Here is a 22,372-nt window from a genome sequence, read left to right as displayed (position 1 = left end):
AACCCATGACCAATGACAAAGGACAAAGGACAAAGGACAAAGGACAAAGACTTAGTCCTGATTGGCGGCGGTCATAGCCACGCGATCGCACTGCGGATGTTGGGGATGAATCCCTTGCCCGGAGTACGGTTGACGCTGATTACTAATGTGTCTCATACCCCCTATTCCGGGATGTTACCGGGTCATGTGGCTGGGTTCTATACTTTTGATGAATGTCATATCGATTTGCGGCGTCTTGCTCAATTTGCTGGCGCTCAATTATATATAGATAAAGCGGTGGGTTTAGATTTAAACTCAAATAAAGTTATTTGTGCCAATCGTCCTCCCGTTGCCTTTGATGTCTTATCGATTGATATTGGTAGTAACCCGGCTAAAGAATCGGTTCCTGGCGTAGCTAAATACGCGATTCCGGCTAAACCTGTCCCCCAATTTTTAAAGCGATGGAATCGAATTATTGAAACAATTAGCCAACATCCTCAACAATCCCTGAGTTTAGGAATTGTCGGTGGTGGTGCAGGTGGGGTAGAACTGGCAATGACAATGCAACGGCGTCTTATTAATGTAGAGACGCGCCATGGCACATCTGTAAAAATTCATTTATTTCATCGGGGTAATCAACTATTACCCGGTCATAATTCCTGGGCGCGGCGATATGTTCAGAAGCTGCTAACGAAACGGGGAATTCAGGTACATTTAGGGGAAACGGTTTCTCAGATATTGCCGGATAAAATTTGCTGTGAGTCGGGTTTAGTTGTCGATTGCGATTACAGCTTCTGGGTAACGCAAGCCTCGGCACCGAGTTGGATTGCGGAATCAGGATTGCATACCACTTCAAATGGTTTTATTTCAGTTGGCGATACGTTACAATCCCTCTCTCATCCGCATATTTTTGCCGCTGGTGATATCGCCACCATGGTGCATCATCCTCGTCCCAAAGCCGGGGTATTTGCGGTGCGCCAAGGGAAGCCTTTAGTCGAAAATTTGCGTCGCTTTGTACAGGGAAAAACGCTACATCCTTACAAACCTCAACGGCGATTTTTGAGTTTAATTGGCACAGGTGATGGCAGCGCGATCGCATCCTGGGGTTCCTTTGGCTGGCACTCCCGACTGCTATGGCGTTGGAAGGATCATATTGACCGCAAATTTATGCGGCAATTTAGGGATTTGCCAGAGATGGAATCGGCTAATACTGTTCCAGAGAAAACGCCGAACTTGACGAAATCACCCCGTTTAGGGAAGCCAAAAAACGCCCCGCCGATGTATTGCGCTGGCTGTGGTTCTAAAGTAGGTAGCACTACCCTAGAACGAGTATTAAAACGGTTGCAGGATGAGTATCCTTTCCCCACAAAAGAGGATATTATTCTCGGATTAGGAACGCCGGATGATGCGGCGGTGGTGCAAGTTCCCGTCGATAAACTATTAGTGCAAACGATTGATTATTTTCGTACCTTAATCAATGATCCCTTTATCTTTGGACAAATTAGCACCCATCATTGTCTTAGCGATTTATTTGCCATGGGTGCGACGCCTCAGAGTGTTTTGGCAATGGTAACAGTACCTTATGGGACAGCCGCTAAACAGGAGGAAACTCTCTATCAATTGTTATCCGGGGCGATGAAGGTATTATCTCAAGTACAAGCGCCGTTGGTGGGAGGACATACAACGGAAGGCGCGGAATTAGCCTTTGGTTTATCCTGTAATGGGTTAGTACATCCTCAGCAAATTATAAAAAAAAGTGGGATGAAACCAGGCGATCGCATAATTCTAACTAAAGCCTTGGGAACCGGGATTTTATTTGCTGCACATCAACGTTTACAAGCAAAAGGGCGCTGGATTGATCAGGCGGTGGAGTCGATGTTGGTATCGAATCAGGAAGCAGTTAAAGTATTTCGAGATCATGGTGTCACGGCTTGTACTGATGTGACAGGATTTGGATTCGTGGGACATTTAGTAGAAATGGTGCAAGCATCGGGGGTGGCGGTAGATTTAGAGTGGGATAAAATTCCCCTGCTGGAGGGAGTAACGGAACTTGTGCAACAGGGAATTGTCAGTTCACTGTATCCCCAGAATGTCCAAGCTGCACGGTTTATCAGGAATCAGAAAGAGATGTGCGATCGCGCTAATTATCCGGTACTTTTTGATCCACAAACCTCTGGCGGGTTATTGGCAACAATTCCTGGGGATAAAGCAGCGAATTGTGTACAGGTTCTGCAAGAATTAAGATATCAACAGAGTCGCATTATTGGTCAGGTAATTTCAGCTAGTTCAGACGTTCCCCCATTAAGATTCTTATAAGAAATGCCCTTTTTGCCATGGCGACTAGCAGTCGCTGCTACACAAACAAAGTCCGCCTACGCGGACTAAATTATCAAGGGGGTGGCTACAGCAGTTTGTAAACCATTTGTCAACTCTACAATATCGGCGATAGCACTAAAATTCCATCATTTTTACTTAATACTAGATGTTGAGAACCAAATGCTAGAAAACTCCAATTAAGGTGTTTTTGAGGAAGTGTTATGTTCCATAACTTTTTTCCTTGAGCATCTGCGGCAACAATAACTCCAGATTTAAGGTTGCCGTAAATACCGATACAATTCGGTGGAAGGCTTATAAAACGACAAAATTTGGGATTAGGAGAACGTAGTTTGTCAACCAATCCTGATCGAGCAACTGTCGTAATTTTACCGGTGGATACATTAGCTAAATAAGGAGTAGCAGCATCACCATGAGGATAGATAACTACTAAATTACCAAGATTATATAACTCTCGATATTCCAGGGATAATAATAGTAAGTTAGGGTGAAAGCCTATACTTGTACTCTGTACAAGTAGCTGATCGTCCCCAAGGCGACCATCAATATATAGTCTAGTGTTTGCTCCGATTACCCACTTGTCTAAAACTAAGCCAGGAGGAACTACTCGACATAATTCAACAGATGATACAACCAATATCACTGAACCATCTGATTGAGGGATCGGTGAAGCGAGGGACTGTTTTTCTAGAGGAGTCCATTGCCACTGTTGATGACCATTAAGATCCCAAGCCACCAAATCTCCTGATGCTTTAACCGCTACAACTTGTTGTCCATTATCTGTTAGACATGGAGAAACACCAGAATAGAGAACCCCAGTTAACACGCTACGAACTTGATTACGTTCTAGAATCAGGATTCGATCATCCTGAGTCACAAGTAAACGTTCATCCCGACAAACGGATATAGACATCAAGGAACTGTTAAAGGTTTTCGTCCAAAGTTGACATCCCTCCCGTAAATCAAATGACGACAGAACCGTTACATTTTTCTTTCGTTTCCCCAGTACCATAAACCCTTGACTGGAGGAAACCACCCAAGGAAGGAGTCCAGATTCAACTTTTATCCAGCACTGTTCTAAGGGTGGGTTTTTCCAGCACAAATTTCCGATAAAAAGTAACATCCAGTTTGAGTTGTGGGTTCTCATCTACTATCGACCAGTCGCTTCTCCAATCTCTCCACCAACAGCAGAACCGACAAAACCACCGGCTAATCCTCCCAGCACACCACAGGCAAGTAAACCAAGACCACCGGAAGCAATACCAAAAGCAATACAACCACCTGCGGCTAAAGCGGCACCACCCCAACCACCAGCATGTCCTCCAACCTCTTCTCCGATTACCCGTGGGCGCTCTTCTGTAGTTGCAGAACTGATGCGGTAACCAGAATAGGCTAATCCTGCGACCAGAAGAACTCGCCCGCCACGTCTAATCCAAGGTGATGCTCTACCTATAGAACTTGTAGGATTAGGTCTGACCGATTGAATACTCCCACGCGCATCAGTCGCAACTAGCATCTCTAGTTCATGAGCCAGACGATGAGTTTGACCACGGGGAATGAGAGCATTAGCGTCAGCCACAGCAGATGCAGGTACTCGAATTCTCACAACATATTGTCTGCTACGCAGGAAGGTTGGATTTGTTCCTGTTCCTTGCATACCGGATAAATTAGCTCGACGAGTGGCAGACATAAATGGGCTACCAGCTACCTGACCCGATTCAGCATGAGCCGTCATTGCGCTGTGTAAAATTTGCTGTTCAGCAGCACTTAAGGATGAAAAACCACCACTTTCTGCTCGAGCGAGAAGTTGAGGAATAGATTCTAGCTCCCTAGTCCTGAGTCTATGTTGAGCTAACCATGGTAACAACTCTGCCTGTGAAGGACTCAGGTGCATTCCTGGTCTATAAATATATTCCAACTGTTGCAAGGCTAACCCTTCACGACCGTGATAACGCGGTACTAGTTCATCTAATAATTGACTACCTCGCCCCGCATAACGCTCCAGTAAAAAATGACTGCCCTGTCTTCCTAAAGGTGATGAAATATCTCCTGTTCTACTCATCAACGGCAGTAAAGGATCTAAACGACTGCGAATCGGTGGAGCTAACAAATAACTTAGACTTTGCGCTCCTCCAGTCGTTGCACCAGGTCTTAATCCAGTTAAGGCACTATCCAAAACAGTTGACTCTAGACCTGATTGTGCTGCGCCCAAACCTGCCACGGGATTGCCTTGATTATCGACTTCCAAAATATAAATCTCTGCGCCATCTATGGGTAGAAAAGTCTGTCTATCACCCTCTGGCAAATATTGGACGTTTCCATCAGTTGAAACTGTATGTTCAAGCGTTGAAAGGGATTGACTCAATAGTTCATATTCAGGATGACTGGGAGGATGGCTCAATAACCAGCTTCGTATTGCTTGAATTTCTGTTTCTAGTTCTGCTTGACTCATTACAGCAGGATCTACACTTTCTCGTAACGAGCGTGGCTCCACTGTTGAACTTGCCACTGACTGTGAGGGTGTAGAAAACGCAGCGCTGCTTTGAGAATGCCTGGAAGAACTTTGTGAGGTTTCAGCTTGTTGGGATGATCCTCTGGCAGATAACTCAGATTCTAAGGCATTCAAAGAAGATGACAATAGATCGGCATCAGAGCTACTTTCTTGATTTTGTGTAAGCCAACTACGAATGAGATAAATTTCCCGCTCAATTTCAGTGTCTGACAGGCTAGCTGGGTTCACACTTTGACTCAGAGAAAGAGGATCAGGCGATCGCTGAATTACAGAATTTCTCCTGATGTCAGATTTCTGTTGCACCACATGAGTCAACTCATGCGCCGTCAACTCATTATTCCCCGGTTCCTTCCCTTGACCAAAATAAACATCGCTCCCATGAGTAAACGCTTGTGCGCCCAACTCCTGATTCATCTGCACCGCTTCACCACCCGTATGCACCCGCACCCCACTAAAATCAGCCCCAAAGCGCGGTTCCATAAACCCTCTCACGTTCTCGGATAAGGGAGAACCCCCACCCTTAGACGCATTCAAACGGCTCTCTAAATCACCAGAGGCTTGATTTCCGTCTATTTGATGCGCCCGTTGTATCATCTGCCCCATTTGCACACGCGGATCAACTTGCCTCTGCACCACAGGTTTAATAGACTGCGCTCTCTGCCATATCTGATGGAGGTGATGGGGATGATTGGTGTCTAATTGACGCTGAACTGACGCTGAACTATCCGCAGGGGCTGACATTGACATTACCTGAGACGCCACTCGGTCAGCTTCTTGCTCGTAACTATCTCCAGGCGCTCCTACCGTTAACTTAGTTTGAATGCCAATTTCATCTAAATCTTTCCTTTCTTCCCCCTTCTGTTCCTCCTCTTCCTTGGCACACTCAGTACATTGCCGTTGAATTGGGTTCTTTGAGACTGGGGCAAAAGCACCTTTTAATTTGGAAGCTGGACTTTCTGGTAAGGGTGGGGGTGGCTCAAACGTTGGTGCCCATGGCGATTCAAATTTAGGTTGTATTGATTCTTCAGCAATCTCCTGTTCCCTGGTTTGGAGACTTCGCATCACATTGGCGGCAAGTCTATCCATCGAGGTTCTGGAGTATTCCCCTATTTCCTGGGATGAGGTTGATGACGGGTTTGACTTGGGTTGAATCGAAAAATGTCCCAGTTTAGATGGACTCTTACCCTTTTTCTGTACCGTTGAGGGAGTCCAAGAAGAATTTTTCTTTTGTGGGGGTTTATACATGATGCCACCTGGGTTGCCTGCCAACACTCATCCGTTCCCAATTTCTGCGTCAGTTTTCGGGGAATAAGTCTTTCTGAGAAAGATTTTGCATCACAGTACAAGAAAAAGGCGATCATTTCTCTAAATCGACATCAAACTTTACTTGAGGGTATGTGTAGCCGTCGGTCTTAATATGTTGGCTTGTAAGCTGTCATGCATTTAAATTGGGTATTAGTAGCGAGCAAGATGCTCAATGCAGCGAGCAAGATGCAAAGCCTGCGGCATGGCTTCGCTTAACGCACTACGGCAAGGATTTTGCCATTATTGACATTAAGGTTTAAATGCCGAACAGCTTAGAGGGAGGGGTAGGAGTATAGTGGGCTTTCTGGACATAATTTTTGATGAAATCGTCAAATTATCAGAATTTCCCCACCCGACAAAATTAGGCGCTCTTTCTGTATCCCCAGAATGTACAAGCGGCAAGGTTTATCAGCAATCAGGAACAACTGTGCGATCGCGCCAAGGACTGGTACTTTTAGGCTGTCTCTAAAAAAATGTCAAGCCTGTAGAACACTAAGATAACTGCAATTCAAGGTTCAGAACCTGTGGAATTGCAGTTAAAATCTACCTCTAGAGACGTTCTTGATGATAACCAGTTGCGTTACCCGCTTAAGATTAAGAACTATAATGATTTAAGATTGCCTGATTTTGTCATACCTAGAATTTTAGTTGTCCTTGTGCTTCCTGAAAATCTGACTGACTGGTTACAGCACTCTGAGGAAGAACTCTGTATGAGATATTGTGCTTATTGGGTATCATTACGAGGAATGCCTGATACAAAAAATACAGCGACGGTAACGGTTTCCCTACCTAGAAGCCATCAATTTACCGTGTCAGCGCTTCAGTCTATGATGCAGCGTCTTAGTCAAGGTGTTTTACTATGAATGTAACGGTGCGGGATGTTGAATGTTTAAAAAGCCTAGAACCTAAACAGCTTCAGGTGTATTTAAAAGCTCATGGCTGGTATGAAGACCGTCCATTTTTAGATAATGCCATGATTTGGCTCAAGCAGGATGAGCAGCGGGGGGAATTTGAGATTTTGTTGCCTCTAACAACCAATTTAGGGGATTATGTGACTCGGATTGGTGAGGCGATTGAAACGTTAGCCGTTGTCGAGAGTCGTTCTCAAGTTGAGATTTTGAGTGAACTGCTTTCTGGTGGACAAACGATTACACTTCAGGGAGTGGTGATGCACATTAACACGCCGAATTCTGACACCTTAAGTGGTCAGGTAACGTTGCTGGGTGTTGTTGGAGATAAACTGCGAAAAATTAAGACTAAGTTAACAGGTTATGACTATATTTTAGCGGTTAAAGCGTATCAAGAACGTTGTCCAATAATCTGTTTGGGTGAATTAAGCAAAGAGAATGGAAGTTTTGTGTTAAAAAATGTTCGTGATTTGATGTTTGATGAATCCTGGGATCATTAATATATATGTATTGGTTTCCGGCTATACCACCAGTCTAGTACAAGATTGCCATACTGGTGGCTATAACCTGAAATTATCAGAATTTCCCCACCCGACAAAATGAGGCACTCTTTCTGTATCCTCAGAATGTACAAGTAGCAAGGTTGATCAGGAATCTGGAGCAACTGTGCGATCGCGCTTGCCCTAAACATTCTATGTTGCGCTAACCATTAAGCTTATCTTTCAGCGATAGCCCGTACAGTTTCCACCGATAACGATAACGCTTCGGCAATTTGTTCTATAGTTAAACCCATTGCCAATAACTTGGGAATCGCATTTTGTTGCGCCAACTCCGCTTGTTCTCGTGCCTGTTTTTCTTGTATTTTTTCCCGTTCAGTTTGTTCTCTTGCCCGTTTCTCTAGCTTCCGCTGTTCAATAATTTCCACAAACGAAGCAAATCGCTCCCCATCCGGATGGTATAGCTGTAAATTTCCTTGTTCCAATTCAAATCGAATGCCCAGACGGGGACTAATCCAACCTGACATTCTCGGAATTGGCTGTAATATTTGTTGATCCCGTTGCCATCCTTTGAGGATTCCCGGCTGAGGATCAAACAGGTAATATTCTTCGACACCATAACGTTCGTAAAAATAACGCTTGGTTTCCTCTAATTCTGCCTTAGTGTTACTGTGAGAGGCAATCTCGAAAACCACTTGGGGCGGAATATTGTCTTCTTCCCACTGTTTATAGGAACGTCGATCACCCTTGGGACGTCCGATGACAACCATGACATCAGGCGCTTGTCTAATCCACGGTTCACCTTCCACTGGATACCAGAATAAATCTCCAGCAACGAAGACATTAGGGTTATCGATAAACAGGGCATCAATTCCACCTTGAATGGTGACAATTAAGCGGAATTGAATTGTATTGTCTGCCAAGGGTTGACCGTCACTTTCGGGGTAGATGATTTTAGAGAAGGTCGAAAGGGGCATGATATCACAGAAGGAAACATTTTTTGTCACTTTAGCATATCCCTATTTGATAATCGTGAAGAAGTCGGGGATCTGGTAGTAGTGTGAAAGCAGCCATTAGCCACTTTATGACCACGTTATGAGTAATCGCGAGAAACTACGCCAACTCCTACTCCAACTTGACGACAAGAGCTACAAAGCCTATAAGGATATCAAGGGACGCTATCACTTTTCGGATTTCACCTTAATTGTCGATCGCGTCCAAGGTGATCCCTTTGCCAGTCCCAGTCATGTTCGGGTGCAACTGTCCCAAGCGGTGGCGGATTTTCCCAAAACCCTTTACCAAAGTCGTAGTCGAGAAATCTCCTTACGGGATTACCTGACACGCCAGTTTGATTTAGTGGCGCGAGAGTTTAGTTCCCACCGGGGAACCGGGAATAGTGGGCGGATTGCGATTATGTCTGTGGGACAATCAGTAATTGAGCGCACGGCGGCTTTTGTCAATGATGAACTCGTCGAAGTGCGCTTTGTCGTCGGTTTACCTGCACGGGGACGACGTATCTCTGGACGTCAGGCGGCGGAAATGTTGTGTGAGGATATTCCAGAGATTGTTGATCAAGCGCTGAAGTACGACTCTCTAGATGCGGTAGAGATTAAACAGCACGTTGAAACCATCGAAGATGCAGACTGGTTGCGTCAACAGTTAGCTGAACGGGATTTAGTGGCATTTATTGCTGATGATGCCATTCTACCCCGACGCAGTGGCGTGGATGATCGCCCATTAGAGGAGAATGCGTTATCCTTCCAATCCCCAGAAACCTTGCGGGAAACCTTTAATTGTCCCAATCGGGGTGAGGTAACAGGGATGGGGATTCCAGCGGGAATTACCCTGATTGTCGGCGGTGGCTATCATGGCAAGTCTACCGTCTTGCGATCGCTCGAGGTGGGGGTCTATAATCACATTCCTGGGGATGGACGGGAATTGGTGGTGACTCAAGCCTCAGCCGTAAAAATTCGGGCAGAAGATGGGCGTAGTATTGCCAGTGTGGATATTTCGCCGTTTATTAACCAATTACCTCAAGGTCGGTCTACTCGTCAATTTTCCACCGCCAATGCGAGTGGAAGTACCTCCCAGGCGGCGAATATTATTGAAGCGTTAGAAGCCAATACCCAGTTATTACTCGTGGATGAGGATACGGCGGCGACAAACTTTATGATTCGCGATCATCGGATGCAGCAGTTGATTGCCAAAGACAAGGAACCGATTACGCCGTTTATCGATAAGATACGCCAACTCTACACCGATTATGGAGTATCCACGATTGTAGTCATGGGGGGTAGCGGTGATTACTTTGATGTCGCCGATACCGTCATCGCCATGGAGAACTTCCAACCCTACGATGTTACCGAAAAAGCCCGTGCGATCGCGAAACAGTATCAAACGGAACGGATTCCCGAAGGCGGAAAAGAGTTTGGCGAGATTGCGCCGCGTATTCCCCTACCCGAAAGCATTGATCCTAGTCGCGGTTCACGAGACGTTAAGCTGAAGGTGCGCGATGTGGATGAAGTTGTCTTTGGCAAAGAGGAAATTGATTTAGCCGCCGTTGAACAGATTGTGGAGAAAGGGCAATTACGGGCAATTGCTGAAGCGATTGTTTATGCCAAACGGCACTATATTAATGGGCGAACTACAGTTACCGAAGTGCTAAATCGGATGATGGCAGATCTTGAATCTCAGGGATTAGATTTGCTGGGAAATTTGCCAGAAGGAGACTTAGTATTATTCCGGCGATTTGAGTTAGCCGCCGCCTTAAATCGATTGCGAACATTACAGGTACGGGATCATCATTAACATACTCTCCTACTCGTCTGAGTCGGGGCGGGTTTAGTTATAGCAATAGACACATCGATTAGGACGTTCGGCACTATTGTAGAGACGTTGCATGCAACGTCTCTACAAGCAGCGGAAACCGCTCTTTTCAATTTCCCAGATAAATACTGGAAACGATACTGGGTAAGGGTTTCAGTTGTAGGTTGGGTAGAGCGTAAGCGTTACCCAACACCATGCGATCGCTGTTGGGTGTTGCGGGGTTTGATACCTCAACCCAGCCGACAAAATTTTGAACCCCTTAGAGAGTCTGCACAAGCCATGCTAGTTCATAACCAATTCTTTCAACTCTGTGCAATCTAGAATCCATTCTAAATACGTTTTTAATCGTTGTTTATGGGGAAAAGGTAAAACGTTTAGCAACTCATCGGCTTCTTCTAAAATTCGTTCTTGGGCTTCAGGTAAAAGATTTATCCAATTCGATTGAGATAAATTCCGTTCAATGATAGTGAGTTTCCAGTCGTAGTCACTCGCGATCATTTTGTCTCCTTATTGCTCAGGTTTGAATTAACCAAGTGTGGTTGTTAATCGCAATCATAGAAAACCGATATAATCCTTAGAAGCAAGAACAGCAAGAGCTGGTTCGTAGCGTTTCCAGTGGCGTAATCATTGAAGAAGCTGTCGGTGATAGAAAATAATCGTGCAACATCTGGGGTATAATCATCCCAGTCGTCAACTTGCTCACGATTCTGCCCAACCATGGCTCAATTAAAAATTGTTAACAATTTTGATGGCAGCTTTGTCCTTGAACCAGACGCCCAGACCTATTTATTTAGCTTGTTGAACGGTGAATCATTCCGCCAGCAAGTCGCGGGACAACTGCACTGTCAAGATTTGGAATTCACCGAGTTACTGTTTCAACCTGTCCCCTACAGCGAAGGGACTCCTAAAGGGATGCCACGGGAGTTTGAACAGTATCACGAATCTGACGATTATGCAATTATAAATGTCCCGCCCAACTTCATGTTCAAAGCCAAAATCTTTAACCCCAGCCGTCTTTGCGCGATTTATCGAAAAGTTGTCTAATTATTGCTGATGAGTTCTGAAACGCCAATTCCCGCTTTGTGTGACCTAGAGTATATCCCTTATCTGGATGAAGGGGGTAATCTCCCAGAATCCTTATCCGGTAAAATCGGCGTCTATGCCATTTTTGACGCGGATAAAAGTCTGCAACTGGTCAACTATTCTCGTGATATTTATGTCAGCCTCAAACAACACCTAGTTCGTCAGCCTCAATCCTGCTATTGGTTGAAAGCGGAAACCATTGAGCGCCCCAATCGCACTCGCTTGGAAACAATCCGCAAGGCTTGGATTGAAGAAAATGGAGACATTCCGCCAGGGAATGGTCAAGTTGAAGCGATTTGGAATCAGCCGATTGATGCGAAAAAGACGATGACAGATGAGGATAAATCAACCTATAACAAGAGTGAAGAATTAGGAAAAATTAAGCTGTTAAAGAAAATAGCACGGCGAGTTGAAGCGGAAATAGTCGAACAATTAAATGCCCGTGGTGTGCAAACTGAGATTCGCTTTAATCCTAAGTTAAAAGAGCAGGGATTACTGGATTTAAAATAACAACATTTAAGCCAAAATAGACCTGTAAATTTGGCGTGGGTTGTCTAGTTTCCGTTCTCGGCTCTTGTAAGGAGTATCTCTTCACTGTGAATCAGGGCGGGTTTTGTTGATCAGGTTGTGGTAATCAGCTAGCCTTAGTACCTAAACCCGCCCCTACGATTGACCCTTCACGACATTCGAGGTCATGCTTATTTACTTTTTTCGCCACTAAGTAGGTTGGTGGAAATAAACTTAACTAGATTAAGTCATGTAAACAAGCTTCAAAGCCTTACTGTTCCCTGTTCCCTAATCTCAACGCCAGAGCAACTGCTAAATATAGTCTTTTGCTAGCCTTGTCGGATACAGTTTGCCAGACTATAATCTTAGCTTAATTCATACTGCATAACTCCTAATTCATCATTCATAAACAGCTTGCCTAAATCGCTCATGACGCCAACGCTGCTCAATAATCGCTATCGCATCCTCCAGACGCTGGGGGCAGGTGGGTTTGGAAATACCTTTCTCGCTGAAGATACTTATATGCCTTCGGGACGTAAGTGTGTGATTAAGCAGCTTAAACCCATGACTCATGATCCCCAAACCTATCAGCAAGTAAAAGAGCGATTTCAGCGGGAAGCAGCGGTTTTAGAAGAGTTAGGTGAAAGTAATCACCAAATTCCCCGATTATTTGCTTATTTTTCCGAGTCTGGACAATTTTACTTGGTTCAGGAATGGATTGAAGGGGATACCCTGACTCAAATTGTAGACCGGGAAGGTCGGCTGAATGATGGTCAAGTCAAAGCAATTTTGTTGAGTCTGTTGCCTGTACTGGATTACGTCCACAGTTGTCACATTGTTCACCGGGATCTTAAACCGGATAATGTGATTGTCAGGCGGCGAGACGGATTACCTGTGCTGATTGACTTTGGTGCGGTGAAAGAAGCAATTAAAACGGTTGTCCATTCCCAAGCTAACGCCACCCCATCAATAGTCATTGGCACACCGGGGTTTATGGCAGCCGAACAAGCGGCAGGACGTCCTCGCTATGCTAGTGATCTGTATAGTTTGGGCTTAATTGCGGTATTTTTGCTCACGGGTAAATTACCGCAAACTCTCGAAACCGATACCCGCACGGGCGAAATTTTATGGCGTCGGGATGCGCCCAATTGTCACTCCCATTTAGCTACGGTGATTGATCAGGGGATTCGCTTCCATCCGCGCGATCGCTTTGCGGATGCGAAGGAAATGCTGGACGCCTTAAACGCCCATCCGACAACGATCGCGACACCCACATTATCCCTTTCTAGTTCTAGCGAACCTGTCTCATCTACCCGTAAGCCAGCCGTTCCGCCAACCGTTCCTATCCGCAGAAAACCCCTGCAAGCAGAGGAGGAACAACCCTCTCGGCGCTTCGGCGGCTTAATTGCTGGCGGCTTACTCCTGAGTGCTGTGGCGATTGGCTGGGGTTTAAACCGTGTATTAGAACCCTCCAATCGCATACCGTCACCCTCAGAGTCAGTATCCGCCTCCTCTGAAAACACGCCTATGCCCTCACCTACACCGCCCCCAACAGCTTCACCTCCACCAACTCCGCCGCCTAAACTGGTGAAACCGGAATCACCACCACCCCTGTCCCCGCCTGATCCCACATTCCGTATCCAAGAATCCCCAGAACTCCTCCCTTCTCCTGATCCCCCCGCACCCTTTGCCTCTGAACCTTCAGGATTATCCTCCCCCTCTCCTTCCCCGTCTCCTGTTGCTTCCCCAACCCCCACACCTTCACCCTCACCCTTATCTGCACCCGAAAACCAGACGCCCAAACCGCCTCTATCGAATAAAATCCCTGGATTTACACCAGGAACCTCTCGAAAAGTTGTCGAAGCCGCCTTAGGCACGCCCACCCAGCTTTCCAAAGGGTTGTGGCATAATACCCAGGCATTGACCTATGAAGACTTTATTCGCGATCGCGTCAGTCTCGGTTATCTGTTTGACCGCGATACCAAGCGTTTGCGCCAAACTGAGGTGGCATTTGCCCAATCTGTGGGATTAGAAACCATGGCAAATACCTTAGATAAAATGTTGAGTCGCAATCTCTCACCAGAGATTCGCCAGGGATTAACTCAGGTTTATCAGCGTCAATCCAATCGCTACCGTTTCACCAGCAACAATGGTTCTCTCTTAAAAGGAGTGATTGAACGCAATGAACGCGATCGTATTTATATCGGCGTTTGGGAAGCTGATTTACATTAAGTAGGGGTTTGGTAACCAAACCCCTACCCTCGGCGGTTGCTATAAACACCTAATCAGCCAGTATTTTGCTCCAACTTTGGGCACCAATAATACCATCAGCCGTGATCCCTTGTTGCTGTTGGAACCGTTTAACGGCGGCGGCTGTTCCTGAACCATAGATTCCATCGGGTGTCGCCCCGACACGACGTTGCAGATATTTGACCACAGCCCCTGTGGCATGGTTTTCCCGCAAAACTGGCATGGCTAAGATTTGATTAATGATTTGCCAGGTTGTAGCATCGGCAGTACCTGTGGGTGTAACACCAACGATCGCCTGAAAGGTTTTGAGTGCTGCTGTGGTATCCGCTTCGTTGGAACCATCTTCTTTTAATGGTGTACCTTTGGGACTTCTGATTTTTAGCCGATTTAAGGCTTTTTGAAGGTCAACAATTGGATTTTGAGAAAGGGGAATCGTCGGTGATGCGGTTTGTCCAGTTAATCCTTTGACAATTGCATTTGCCACGACTTCGGCATCGTAGCGATCCATGTCCTCTTGATTATCGCAGAAACAGCACTCAACTAAAATCGCTGGCATGGCTGTATTTCGGAGGACGTACAAATGGGAACCATCTTTAATCCCGCGATTGAAGTATCCTAACTCAACAATATTATCTAAAACAGGTTTAGCCATATCCTTCCCCGTATTGCTGACGGCAAAGACTTCTGTACCTTTAGCTTTGCCGTTAAAGGCATTAAAATGGATGGATATAAATTGATCGACACGATTGTTATTCGCTGTATTACACCGTTGTTGCAGGGAATTGCTCACACTCCAAGCGCGACTCGGGGTACAATCTACGACTTGATGACCCAGGGCTTTAAGCTTCGAGATCACTCTTGTCCCCACCGCCTTAGTCATATCATCTTCTTTCCTGATGTTGCTAGCACCAGTATCTGGAGGGCAGTTATGTCCGATATCAATTCCGTATTTCATTGTTGACTCCCAATTGGTGATGAAATGTTAATTAACTCAACTCTGATCATGACCGATGACTGAACCGATGCACTAGGGGTTGACATCCCTACCACCCGTTTGTTCCTTTTGTGAAATCGGTCATAGCGGTTCAGAAAGTATGTCTGCATCTCCCCAATTCCGATAATCCGATCCGGAGAAAATTCTGGAAACGTACTAATCTAGAGAAATTTGGGGAATTCTAGGATAGCAAGACTATGGATGAGTTTATGGCAGCCGCGATCGCTCAAGCCAAGCAGGGACTCCGGGAAGGGGGAATTCCCATTGGTTCAGTTTTAGTCAAAAAGGGTCAGATTATTGGTCAGGGGTATAATAAGCGCGTTCAAGATAATGATCCTGTCACCCACGCCGAGATTGATTGCCTGCGTCATGCTGGCAGAATCGGCAACTACACTGACACAATCCTTTACTCTACATTAATGCCGTGCTACCTCTGCGCCGGGGCTGTGGTGCAATTTGGGATTAAAAAAGTGATTGCTGGCGAGTCGAAAACCTTTGCTGGTGCTAGGAAATTTATGGAATCCCATGGCGTTGAGGTTGTGGATTTGAATCTGGAGGAGTGTCAGCAGATGATGAGCGACTTTATTCAACAGCATCCCAAACTCTGGAATGAAGATATTGGCGTTTAGGCAAAAAGCTGGGGGAGCTGGGGAACAATGTAGAGACGTGCCATGGCACGTCTGGGAGATGGGGGAGAGTTTTGAAAGTTGTAGGGGCGGGTTTCACAACTATCTTTTCGGTTACACCCAGATGTAACTAAACCCGCCCCGACTTGACCAATGACCAATGACCAATGACCAATGACCAATGACCAATGACCAATGACCAATGACCAATGACCAATGACCAATGACCAATGACCAATGACCAATGACCAATGACCAATAACAAGTTAATAAAAGTTCATCAGAACTTCACTGGGTTTTTCTAGGACTTTATCTGGACTTGATGGATCATTCGCTAATCTGGTAAATAAGCTAAGGCAAGTCGGTTCACACCCAAGCAATCTCTCCTGCCAACTGGCTGAATCAGCATCGGCAATTTGCAATTTGGTGAAATTTGAGAAAGACGCCTTGTTTCGCACAACTGATACTGGAAATTGTCACTAGGAATTATTAATCATGACTGGCTCTCCTTTAAAAAAATTTCTCTTTACGCCGATAATTCTTTCAACCGCCATCTTCTCAGCTTTGACTTTACCTTTAGCGTTCTTCGGAGATCAAGAGGTCACAATCCAACTGCAAGAAGAGCCTGTACATCATGGAAAACTCCGAGATGTTGCGATGCCCTACCTAGGATTGGCTAGTGTTTTAGGGGTAGGGACAGGAATCGCCACAATCGCGGTATCCGGGTGGCGACAATCGTCGAAGAAATCTGCCCAAGCTGAAGAACAGCTTTCGGATTTAGAGCGAAATCTTCAAGAAAAGGAACAACTTTTAGAAGAACTGAAACTGTCTAAATCTCGACTCGCAGCGGCTGGACTCAATAATTTTTTAGAGAAAGAAGGCGAACAAGAATCAGGTCTGCTTTCTGAGAACGAAGATCAACCCCTGGTTGAAGAAACCGTTAAACCAGAACCGGAAATTGTTCCACCTTCTGAAAATGAAGCTGAACCTCTAGTCGAAGAAACTGTTAAACCGCAACCTGCACTAACACCTACTGTGGTGACATCTGAGGAACAGCCGATGAGTGTTCCGTTCACCATCACCACACAACCCTTTGATACCCAACTCGCTACTGCTCATCCCGTTAGCAGCCAAACAGCGTCAGCGAAATTTGCCTCGGCTCAAAGCTTCCTGGGTTATCAACCCAAAACATCGGTTCCCTCTGCATCAACTGTTACCCCAGCTAGCACCTCTGAGGTTGAGCAACTTCAGGTGCAACTGCAAAACATCATGTCTCAGATGATTGTCATGCAAGCCGAACTACAGGCGGCTCAAAAAACGTCTAAGTCTCAGGGACATGCAACCCAACCGCACCATTCAACATCACTCAAGGTGATTCAGTCTTGGTCTCAACACCCCCAGGCAGTAATTTAATAGTCAATACCCCCCCTTTTTTTAGCTATACGTCCTGTCATGCATTTAAATTGGGAATGGGTAGCGAGCAAGATGCTCAATATAGCGAGCAAGATGCTCAATATAGCGAGCAAGATGCTCGCACTACGGCAAGGATGAGAGCCATTATTGACATTAAGGTTTAAATGCCGAACAGCTTACTGACACTTTGGTGAAGATAAGGCAGATGGCAGAAGGCTCCAGGGTATAAGGTAAAGTGAAGAGTTGCAAGGTAGAAGGAAATAATGACGGTTTCGGTGGATTTGATTTCAGACAAATAACTACACTTCGGGATAAAAATTTAGCGTCAATTTTGCCTTTTATCCACTTTTTTTTGGTTAGGGATCTGCTTGATATGGGTAAGTCCGCGTTATACTCACAGAGTTAGCCTGGGCAGGATTTCACAAACCATGTCTACCGGATCTTACGAGAAAAGTAATTGGGCTTGGCAGTTTCAGCAGTGGCAAAAACAAGTGGGAGAATGGTGGGAACTCCAATTATCCCGATTTTCTCCGGATTTTCCAGGGGGTTCCGGTTGGTCTTTACCCGCTTGGTTAAGTTCGCCAGTTCTGTTCTTTATTGCTAGGGTAATCTTTTGGGTACTGATTGCTTTGCTGGTATGCTGGATTGTTCTACAACTCATGCGACGGTTTTCTCCTTATGTTTATTCGTGGAGAAACCAACTGGATCAGCAATCTGAGAAACTTACAACCACGCCAGATAGAACCTTATCCGTTGCTGATTGGTTGGCGCGATCGCACAACGCCCAAACTCAAGGTAACTATCGTGACGCCTGCTTGTGCCTGTATCGAGCTATGCTACAACAGTTACATGATAGTGGACATGTTCCCCAACAACCCAGTCGCACGGATGGGGAATATCTGCATTTAGTCCAACAGTTCCCTCACAAAAGAGCCTATCAACGCTTGCTGATGACTCATCAACAGCTTTGTTTCAGTCAGACTCCAGCCTCGCGATCGCTGTTTGAGGAGTGTCAGCAAGCCTATCAACAAATCAATCAAGGGTGATGAAGGTTTCCAAACGACGGTTAGGGGTATTGAGTGCGATCGCGATCGCGGTTCTGATTCTGATTACCCTAGTCGCGGCACCAGCTAGCAATAAACTCAATAGTGGCTCAACCTATAACCGCGCCCCCGATGGCTACGGGGCTTGGTATACATTTATGGCAGAACGGGGAACTCCCCTCCAGCGCTGGCAAAAACCCTTGAGTGGATTCGGCGATCGCCAAGATGTCACCTTGTTGCGCGTTCACAGCCGTTTAGTTCCAAATCAATTAGATACTCAAGAGAGAGACTGGGTTAAAAAGGGTAATACCCTAGTTATCGTAGGTGTTCACCAACCCGTAACCGAAGCCGCATTTAGCACCCGACAAGATAGTCCAGTTGGCAACGTTAAGATTGACACCAGGCGGCGACATAAGTCCAGCAATGACACCATTTTCGGTGATGAATTTGGCGCGATTATATGGCAACAGCAACGCGGAAAAGGACAGGTTGTTTTCGTCACCACTCCCCATTTCGCTGCCAATGCGTATCAAGATTTTCCAGCCAATTATGAACTCTTAGCTAAACTGGTAACCCAGGAAAACCTAGGCGATAAAATTAGACATGAAACGATTAACTCATCTGCTAACGCCAATCAACTATGGGTCGATGAATACATTCATGGTTACAAAGACAAAGAAGCAATAGAACGCGAAGTTGGCGAAAATGCAATCAGTTATTTAATCAAAACCCCCTTATTTCCCCTGCTAATCCAAGGCATTGTTATCCTACTCGTGGCAATTTGGGCGGCTAATCGTCGTTTTGGACAACCTGTCACCCTATCCGCCCCAGTGGTGGATAATAGTGAAGCGTACATTCGGGCGCTAGCTGGTGTCTTACTCAAAGCGGGGAGTCATGACTTTATCGTAGATAGGGTTGGCAAAGCAGAACAGCGACAACTCCAGAAAGACTTAGGATTAGGAGAGACTCCCCTCAACCATCAATCCCTTATAGCGGCTTGGGCAAGGCAAACGGGGCGTCCCGCCAAAGAGTTAGAACAACTGCTGCAAGTCTCCTCTAACAAACGCCGTTTGAGTGAATCCGACTTGCTAAACTGGTTAAGAAAATGGTCACAATTATAAAAAGTTTTGACTTTGTCGGGGCGGGTTTTGCCGATAACGTACCGACTCAAAGCACTAACTTAACTAAACCCGCCCCGACCCAATTATGAACTCTAGAATTCCCTGTTCCCTATTCCCTGTGACACACCGAGCGAAGTCGAGGTGTTCCCTGTTCCTTATTCCCTGAAACATGACAAATGACAACACCATCTTTAATCGCATCAGCCAAACCCTGGGCAAAGTTGTTTTGGGTCAATCGACTGTTGTACAACAGTTACTTGTCGCCCTACTGAGTGGGGGTCATGTCATTATCGAAGGTGTACCGGGAACTGGAAAAACATTACTCGTAAAAGTGATGGCAAAATTAATCCAAGCCGATTTTCGCCGAATTCAGCTTACCCCTGATATTTTGCCTTCGGATATTCTCGGAACCAATATTTTTGACCTGAATAGCCGCAGTTTTAGTCTCAAGCAAGGACCTGTTTTTACGGAGATTTTGCTGGCGGATGAAATTAACCGCACACCCCCCAAAACCCAAGCTGCGCTATTAGAAGCGATGGAAGAACAACAGGTAACGTTAGATGGGGAAAGTTTGCCTTTACCGGACTTATTCTGGGTGATTGCGACTCAAAATCCCCTAGAATTTGAGGGGACTTATCCATTACCCGAAGCGCAGTTAGACCGCTTTTTATTTAAACTGGTGGTAGATTACCCGGATACCGCTGCCGAAAAGCAAATGTTGCTGAATGTGCAGAAGGGATTTCGGGCTAAACGCTTTGATTTGGAACGTCTCAAACCTGTGGCAACGGTAGGACATATTCTGAATGGGCGTAAAGCGGTGCAAGCCGTTGATGTGGATGAGAAAATATTGGATTATTTATTAGCATTAGTGGCAGGTTCACGTAACCATGCAGATTTAGCATTAGGGGCGTCTCCCAGGGCGACGGCGACGTGGTTGCAAACGAGTAAGGCGTATGCTTGGTTGGCGGGGCGGAATTATGTGACACCGGATGATGTGAAAGCGGTTGCGCCGCCGTTGTTGCGTCATCGTCTGATTTTGAAACCAGAGGCGCAGTTGGATGGGTTAATGGTTGATGGGGTGATTGCGTCGTTATTGAAGCAAGTTCCGGTGCCGCGATGATGGGTATTGCTATGAATAATCAAAATTCAAACCCTAGTCAGGGCGGGTTTAGTTGCATCTGGGTGAAGCAAGAAACGATAATAGTGAAACCCGCCCCTACACACTAATATGATTATTCCGTCACAACGTCTTTATTGGCTGCTGCTACTGGGTATGGTAATCGCCCTTTTGCTGGCTGTTGTGTTTAATCAGCCAAGCAGCATTTGGGGAACTCTGGGATTTGATGCGATTGTCCTGAGTTTAGCGGTTTGGGATGGACAACGGGTTAAACCGCATCGTGTCACGGTGACGCGCTATCCGTTACATCGATTATCCATCGGGCGGGATAATCCTGTGGTACTATCGGTGCGATCGCGATCGTCATCTGTCCAGATTCGCCTGCGTGATCACTACCCGCTAGAGTTTGACATCTCTACACCCACTGTTTCAGCCCAACTGGAACCCAATCACACGCAGGAATTCACCTACACCGTTCACCCCAAAAGTCGCGGCGAGTATCACTGGGGAGATATTCAAGTGCGACAACGGGGGCGCTGGGGATTAGCATGGCTGGATTGGACAATCCCCGCGAGTCAGACGGTGGCGGTGTATCCAGATTTGCTGGGATTGCGAGAACTTTCGATTCGCCTCACTTTAGAAAATACCGGAACCATGCGCCGAGCGCGACGCCTGGGTGCAGGAACCGAGTTTGCAGAACTCCGGGAATATGGTGTTGGCGATGATACTCGGCTCATTGATTGGAAAGCCACAGCCCGCCGTTCGCGTCCGTTAATCCGGGTATTGGAACCAGAGAGGGAGCAAACGTTAATTATTTTACTCGACCGAGGGCGGTTAATGACGGCACAGGTGCAGGGATTAAAGCGGTTTGATTGGGGTTTAAATGCGACATTATCCCTGGCTTTGGCGGGTTTAAATCGAGGCGATAGAGTGGGAATTGGTGTATTTGACCGAGACATGACCAGTTGGATTCCACCGGAACGGGGTCAGCATCAGTTGTCGAAATTAATAGAACGATTGACGCCAATTCAACCTGTATTATTAGAACCGGATTATTTTGGCGCGGTGACGCGATTAGTGAATCAACAAACCCGTCGTGCTTTAGTGGTTTTGATTACCGATATTGTTGATGTAACCGCTTCGGCTGAACTCTTATCAGCCATGGGACGCCTCACGCCGCGTTATTTACCCTTTTGTGTGACATTACGTGATCCCCAAGTTGATACTATTGCTCACACTCGGACTCAGGATATAGAAGCAACATACTCTCGTGCGGTTGCGTTAGATTTAATTGCCCAGCGTCGGGTAGCTTTTGCCCAATTGAAACAAAAAGGGGTGTTGGTATTAGATGCACCAGCGAATCAGATTAGTGAGCAGTTGGTTAACCGTTATTTACAAATTAAGGCGCGGAGTTTACTGTGACAGGAGGTAAGGTGAGGTGGGGCAGGGGATGTAGGGGCGGGTTTAGGGATTACATCAGGAAACCTACCTTAAATTTAACAACAAAACCCGCCCTAATCCTAACCTGAAAGGGGATAACAAAATCTATCGGATTCTCAACCGCGATCGCACGCCAAATATGTCGGGGTAGTGAGAGGGTGGGGCAGGGCGGGTTTTGCAGAAAGGTTATTGGTTTCTGGGTTAAGTTTGTCCCTAAACCCGCCCCTACAAATGAAACCTACCCTAATCCCAACCTCAAAGGGGATAACAAAACACCGGATTCTCAACCGCGATCGCACGCCAAAAATGTCGGGGTAGTGAGAGGTGGGGTAGGGCGGGTTTTGCAGAAAGGTTATTGGTTTGTGGGTTAAGTTTGTCCCTAAACCCGCCCCTACAAATGAAACCTACCCTAATCCC

At 46.1% G+C, this 22,372-nt stretch carries 20 protein-coding genes; 14 read left to right on the top strand and 6 right to left on the bottom strand.

What is annotated here, in order from left to right:
* Nucleotides 1–12: 12 nt before the first annotated feature.
* Complete coding sequence (selD, locus tag RIB93_RS18515) at nucleotides 13–2,295, top strand: selenide, water dikinase SelD (protein ID WP_446374358.1); 2,283 nt, start codon at nucleotides 13–15, stop codon at nucleotides 2,293–2,295.
* A 115-nt stretch (nucleotides 2,296–2,410) separates the two neighbouring features.
* Here the strand turns inward: selD and RIB93_RS18510 are convergent, their stop codons facing one another.
* Both RIB93_RS18510 and RIB93_RS18505 read right to left on the bottom strand, forming a co-directional pair.
* On the bottom strand, nucleotides 2,411–3,436 hold the full coding sequence (locus tag RIB93_RS18510; RefSeq protein ID WP_446374356.1) for an outer membrane protein assembly factor BamB family protein: 1,026 nt from the start codon (nucleotides 3,434–3,436) through the stop codon (nucleotides 2,411–2,413).
* Between the two features lie 27 nt (nucleotides 3,437–3,463).
* Nucleotides 3,464–6,070, bottom strand: coding sequence for an eCIS core domain-containing protein (locus tag RIB93_RS18505; protein WP_446374354.1), 2,607 nt, complete (start codon nucleotides 6,068–6,070; stop codon nucleotides 3,464–3,466).
* A 355-nt stretch (nucleotides 6,071–6,425) separates the two neighbouring features.
* Between RIB93_RS18505 and RIB93_RS18500 the strand changes: the two genes are divergently transcribed.
* The 3 genes from RIB93_RS18500 to RIB93_RS18490 are packed head-to-tail and all read left to right on the top strand — an operon-like array spanning nucleotide 6,426 to nucleotide 7,538.
* A complete protein-coding gene (locus tag RIB93_RS18500; RefSeq protein ID WP_446374352.1) occupies nucleotides 6,426–6,599 on the top strand; it encodes a hypothetical protein in 174 nt (57 codons plus the stop codon).
* 55 nt (nucleotides 6,600–6,654) lie between these two features.
* A complete protein-coding gene (locus RIB93_RS18495) occupies nucleotides 6,655–6,993 on the top strand; it encodes a DUF4365 domain-containing protein (RefSeq protein ID WP_446374350.1) in 339 nt (112 codons plus the stop codon).
* Nucleotides 6,990–7,538: a hypothetical protein gene (locus tag RIB93_RS18490; protein WP_446374348.1), complete on the top strand. Its 549-nt coding sequence runs from the start codon at nucleotides 6,990–6,992 to the stop codon at nucleotides 7,536–7,538. The genes RIB93_RS18495 and RIB93_RS18490 overlap by 4 nt, the downstream gene beginning before the upstream one ends.
* Before the next feature lie 215 nt (nucleotides 7,539–7,753).
* Here the strand turns inward: RIB93_RS18490 and RIB93_RS18485 are convergent, their stop codons facing one another.
* Nucleotides 7,754–8,512, bottom strand: a complete 759-nt coding sequence (locus RIB93_RS18485) for a Uma2 family endonuclease (protein WP_446374447.1) — start codon at nucleotides 8,510–8,512, stop codon at nucleotides 7,754–7,756.
* Nucleotides 8,513–8,630: 118 nt separating this feature from the next.
* Here RIB93_RS18485 and RIB93_RS18480 point away from each other — a divergent pair, with 118 nt between their 5' ends.
* Nucleotides 8,631–10,343 carry an ABC-ATPase domain-containing protein gene (locus RIB93_RS18480; RefSeq protein WP_446374346.1) on the top strand — a complete coding sequence of 571 codons (1,713 nt, stop codon included), beginning with the start codon at nucleotides 8,631–8,633 and terminating at the stop codon, nucleotides 10,341–10,343.
* A gap of 300 nt (nucleotides 10,344–10,643) precedes the next feature.
* Here RIB93_RS18480 and RIB93_RS18475 read toward each other — a convergent pair whose 3' ends face one another.
* Complete coding sequence (locus tag RIB93_RS18475; protein WP_446374344.1) at nucleotides 10,644–10,859, bottom strand: hypothetical protein; 216 nt, start codon at nucleotides 10,857–10,859, stop codon at nucleotides 10,644–10,646.
* A gap of 219 nt (nucleotides 10,860–11,078) precedes the next feature.
* On the opposite strand from RIB93_RS18475, the gene RIB93_RS18470 reads away from it, so the two are divergent.
* The 3 genes from RIB93_RS18470 to RIB93_RS18460 all read left to right on the top strand — a co-directional run bounded on the left by RIB93_RS18470 (nucleotide 11,079) and on the right by RIB93_RS18460 (nucleotide 14,183).
* Nucleotides 11,079–11,405 carry a hypothetical protein gene (locus tag RIB93_RS18470; RefSeq protein ID WP_446374342.1) on the top strand — a complete coding sequence of 109 codons (327 nt, stop codon included), beginning with the start codon at nucleotides 11,079–11,081 and terminating at the stop codon, nucleotides 11,403–11,405.
* 9 nt (nucleotides 11,406–11,414) lie between these two features.
* Nucleotides 11,415–11,954 (top strand): GIY-YIG nuclease family protein, encoded by a 540-nt coding sequence (locus RIB93_RS18465; RefSeq protein WP_446374340.1) that lies wholly within the window; start codon nucleotides 11,415–11,417, stop codon nucleotides 11,952–11,954.
* 426 nt (nucleotides 11,955–12,380) lie between these two features.
* Nucleotides 12,381–14,183, top strand: a complete 1,803-nt coding sequence (locus RIB93_RS18460; protein WP_446374338.1) for a protein kinase domain-containing protein — start codon at nucleotides 12,381–12,383, stop codon at nucleotides 14,181–14,183.
* A 49-nt stretch (nucleotides 14,184–14,232) separates the two neighbouring features.
* Here the strand turns inward: RIB93_RS18460 and RIB93_RS18455 are convergent, their stop codons facing one another.
* A complete protein-coding gene (locus RIB93_RS18455; RefSeq protein WP_446374336.1) occupies nucleotides 14,233–15,156 on the bottom strand; it encodes an N-acetylmuramoyl-L-alanine amidase in 924 nt (307 codons plus the stop codon).
* Nucleotides 15,157–15,392: 236 nt separating this feature from the next.
* Between RIB93_RS18455 and RIB93_RS18450 the strand changes: the two genes are divergently transcribed.
* On the top strand, nucleotides 15,393–15,824 hold the full coding sequence (locus RIB93_RS18450; RefSeq protein WP_446374334.1) for a nucleoside deaminase: 432 nt from the start codon (nucleotides 15,393–15,395) through the stop codon (nucleotides 15,822–15,824).
* Here RIB93_RS18450 and RIB93_RS18445 read toward each other — a convergent pair.
* Entirely contained in the window at nucleotides 15,821–16,066 is a 246-nt protein-coding gene (locus tag RIB93_RS18445; RefSeq protein WP_446374333.1) for a hypothetical protein, read from the bottom strand. The two genes, RIB93_RS18450 and RIB93_RS18445, sit on opposite strands and share 4 nt — an antisense overlap.
* Nucleotides 16,067–16,316: 250 nt before the next feature.
* Here RIB93_RS18445 and RIB93_RS18440 point away from each other — a divergent pair, with 250 nt between their 5' ends.
* From RIB93_RS18440 to RIB93_RS18420, 5 genes are all read left to right on the top strand, one after another.
* Nucleotides 16,317–17,234 (top strand): hypothetical protein, encoded by a 918-nt coding sequence (locus RIB93_RS18440; protein WP_446374331.1) that lies wholly within the window; start codon nucleotides 16,317–16,319, stop codon nucleotides 17,232–17,234.
* Between the two features lie 428 nt (nucleotides 17,235–17,662).
* Nucleotides 17,663–18,280 carry a DUF4129 domain-containing protein gene (locus RIB93_RS18435; protein WP_446374329.1) on the top strand — a complete coding sequence of 206 codons (618 nt, stop codon included), beginning with the start codon at nucleotides 17,663–17,665 and terminating at the stop codon, nucleotides 18,278–18,280.
* Nucleotides 18,280–19,398, top strand: a complete 1,119-nt coding sequence (locus RIB93_RS18430) for a DUF4350 domain-containing protein (RefSeq protein ID WP_446374327.1) — start codon at nucleotides 18,280–18,282, stop codon at nucleotides 19,396–19,398. The genes RIB93_RS18435 and RIB93_RS18430 overlap by 1 nt, the downstream gene beginning before the upstream one ends.
* A gap of 169 nt (nucleotides 19,399–19,567) precedes the next feature.
* The gene (locus RIB93_RS18425) at nucleotides 19,568–20,518 is read left to right on the top strand and encodes an AAA family ATPase (RefSeq protein ID WP_446374325.1); all 951 of its coding nucleotides are present in this window, start codon (nucleotides 19,568–19,570) and stop codon (nucleotides 20,516–20,518) included.
* 111 nt (nucleotides 20,519–20,629) lie between these two features.
* Nucleotides 20,630–21,937 carry a DUF58 domain-containing protein gene (locus RIB93_RS18420; protein ID WP_446374445.1) on the top strand — a complete coding sequence of 436 codons (1,308 nt, stop codon included), beginning with the start codon at nucleotides 20,630–20,632 and terminating at the stop codon, nucleotides 21,935–21,937.
* Nucleotides 21,938–22,372 lie beyond the last annotated feature (435 nt).

It is taken from the genome of Coleofasciculus sp. D1-CHI-01 (genome assembly GCF_040218875.1).
Taxonomy (GTDB): Bacteria; Cyanobacteriota; Cyanobacteriia; order Cyanobacteriales; family Coleofasciculaceae; genus Coleofasciculus.
The sequence above is the reverse complement of the archived record's forward strand: the minus strand, read 5'-3'. Positions and strand labels throughout refer to the sequence as shown.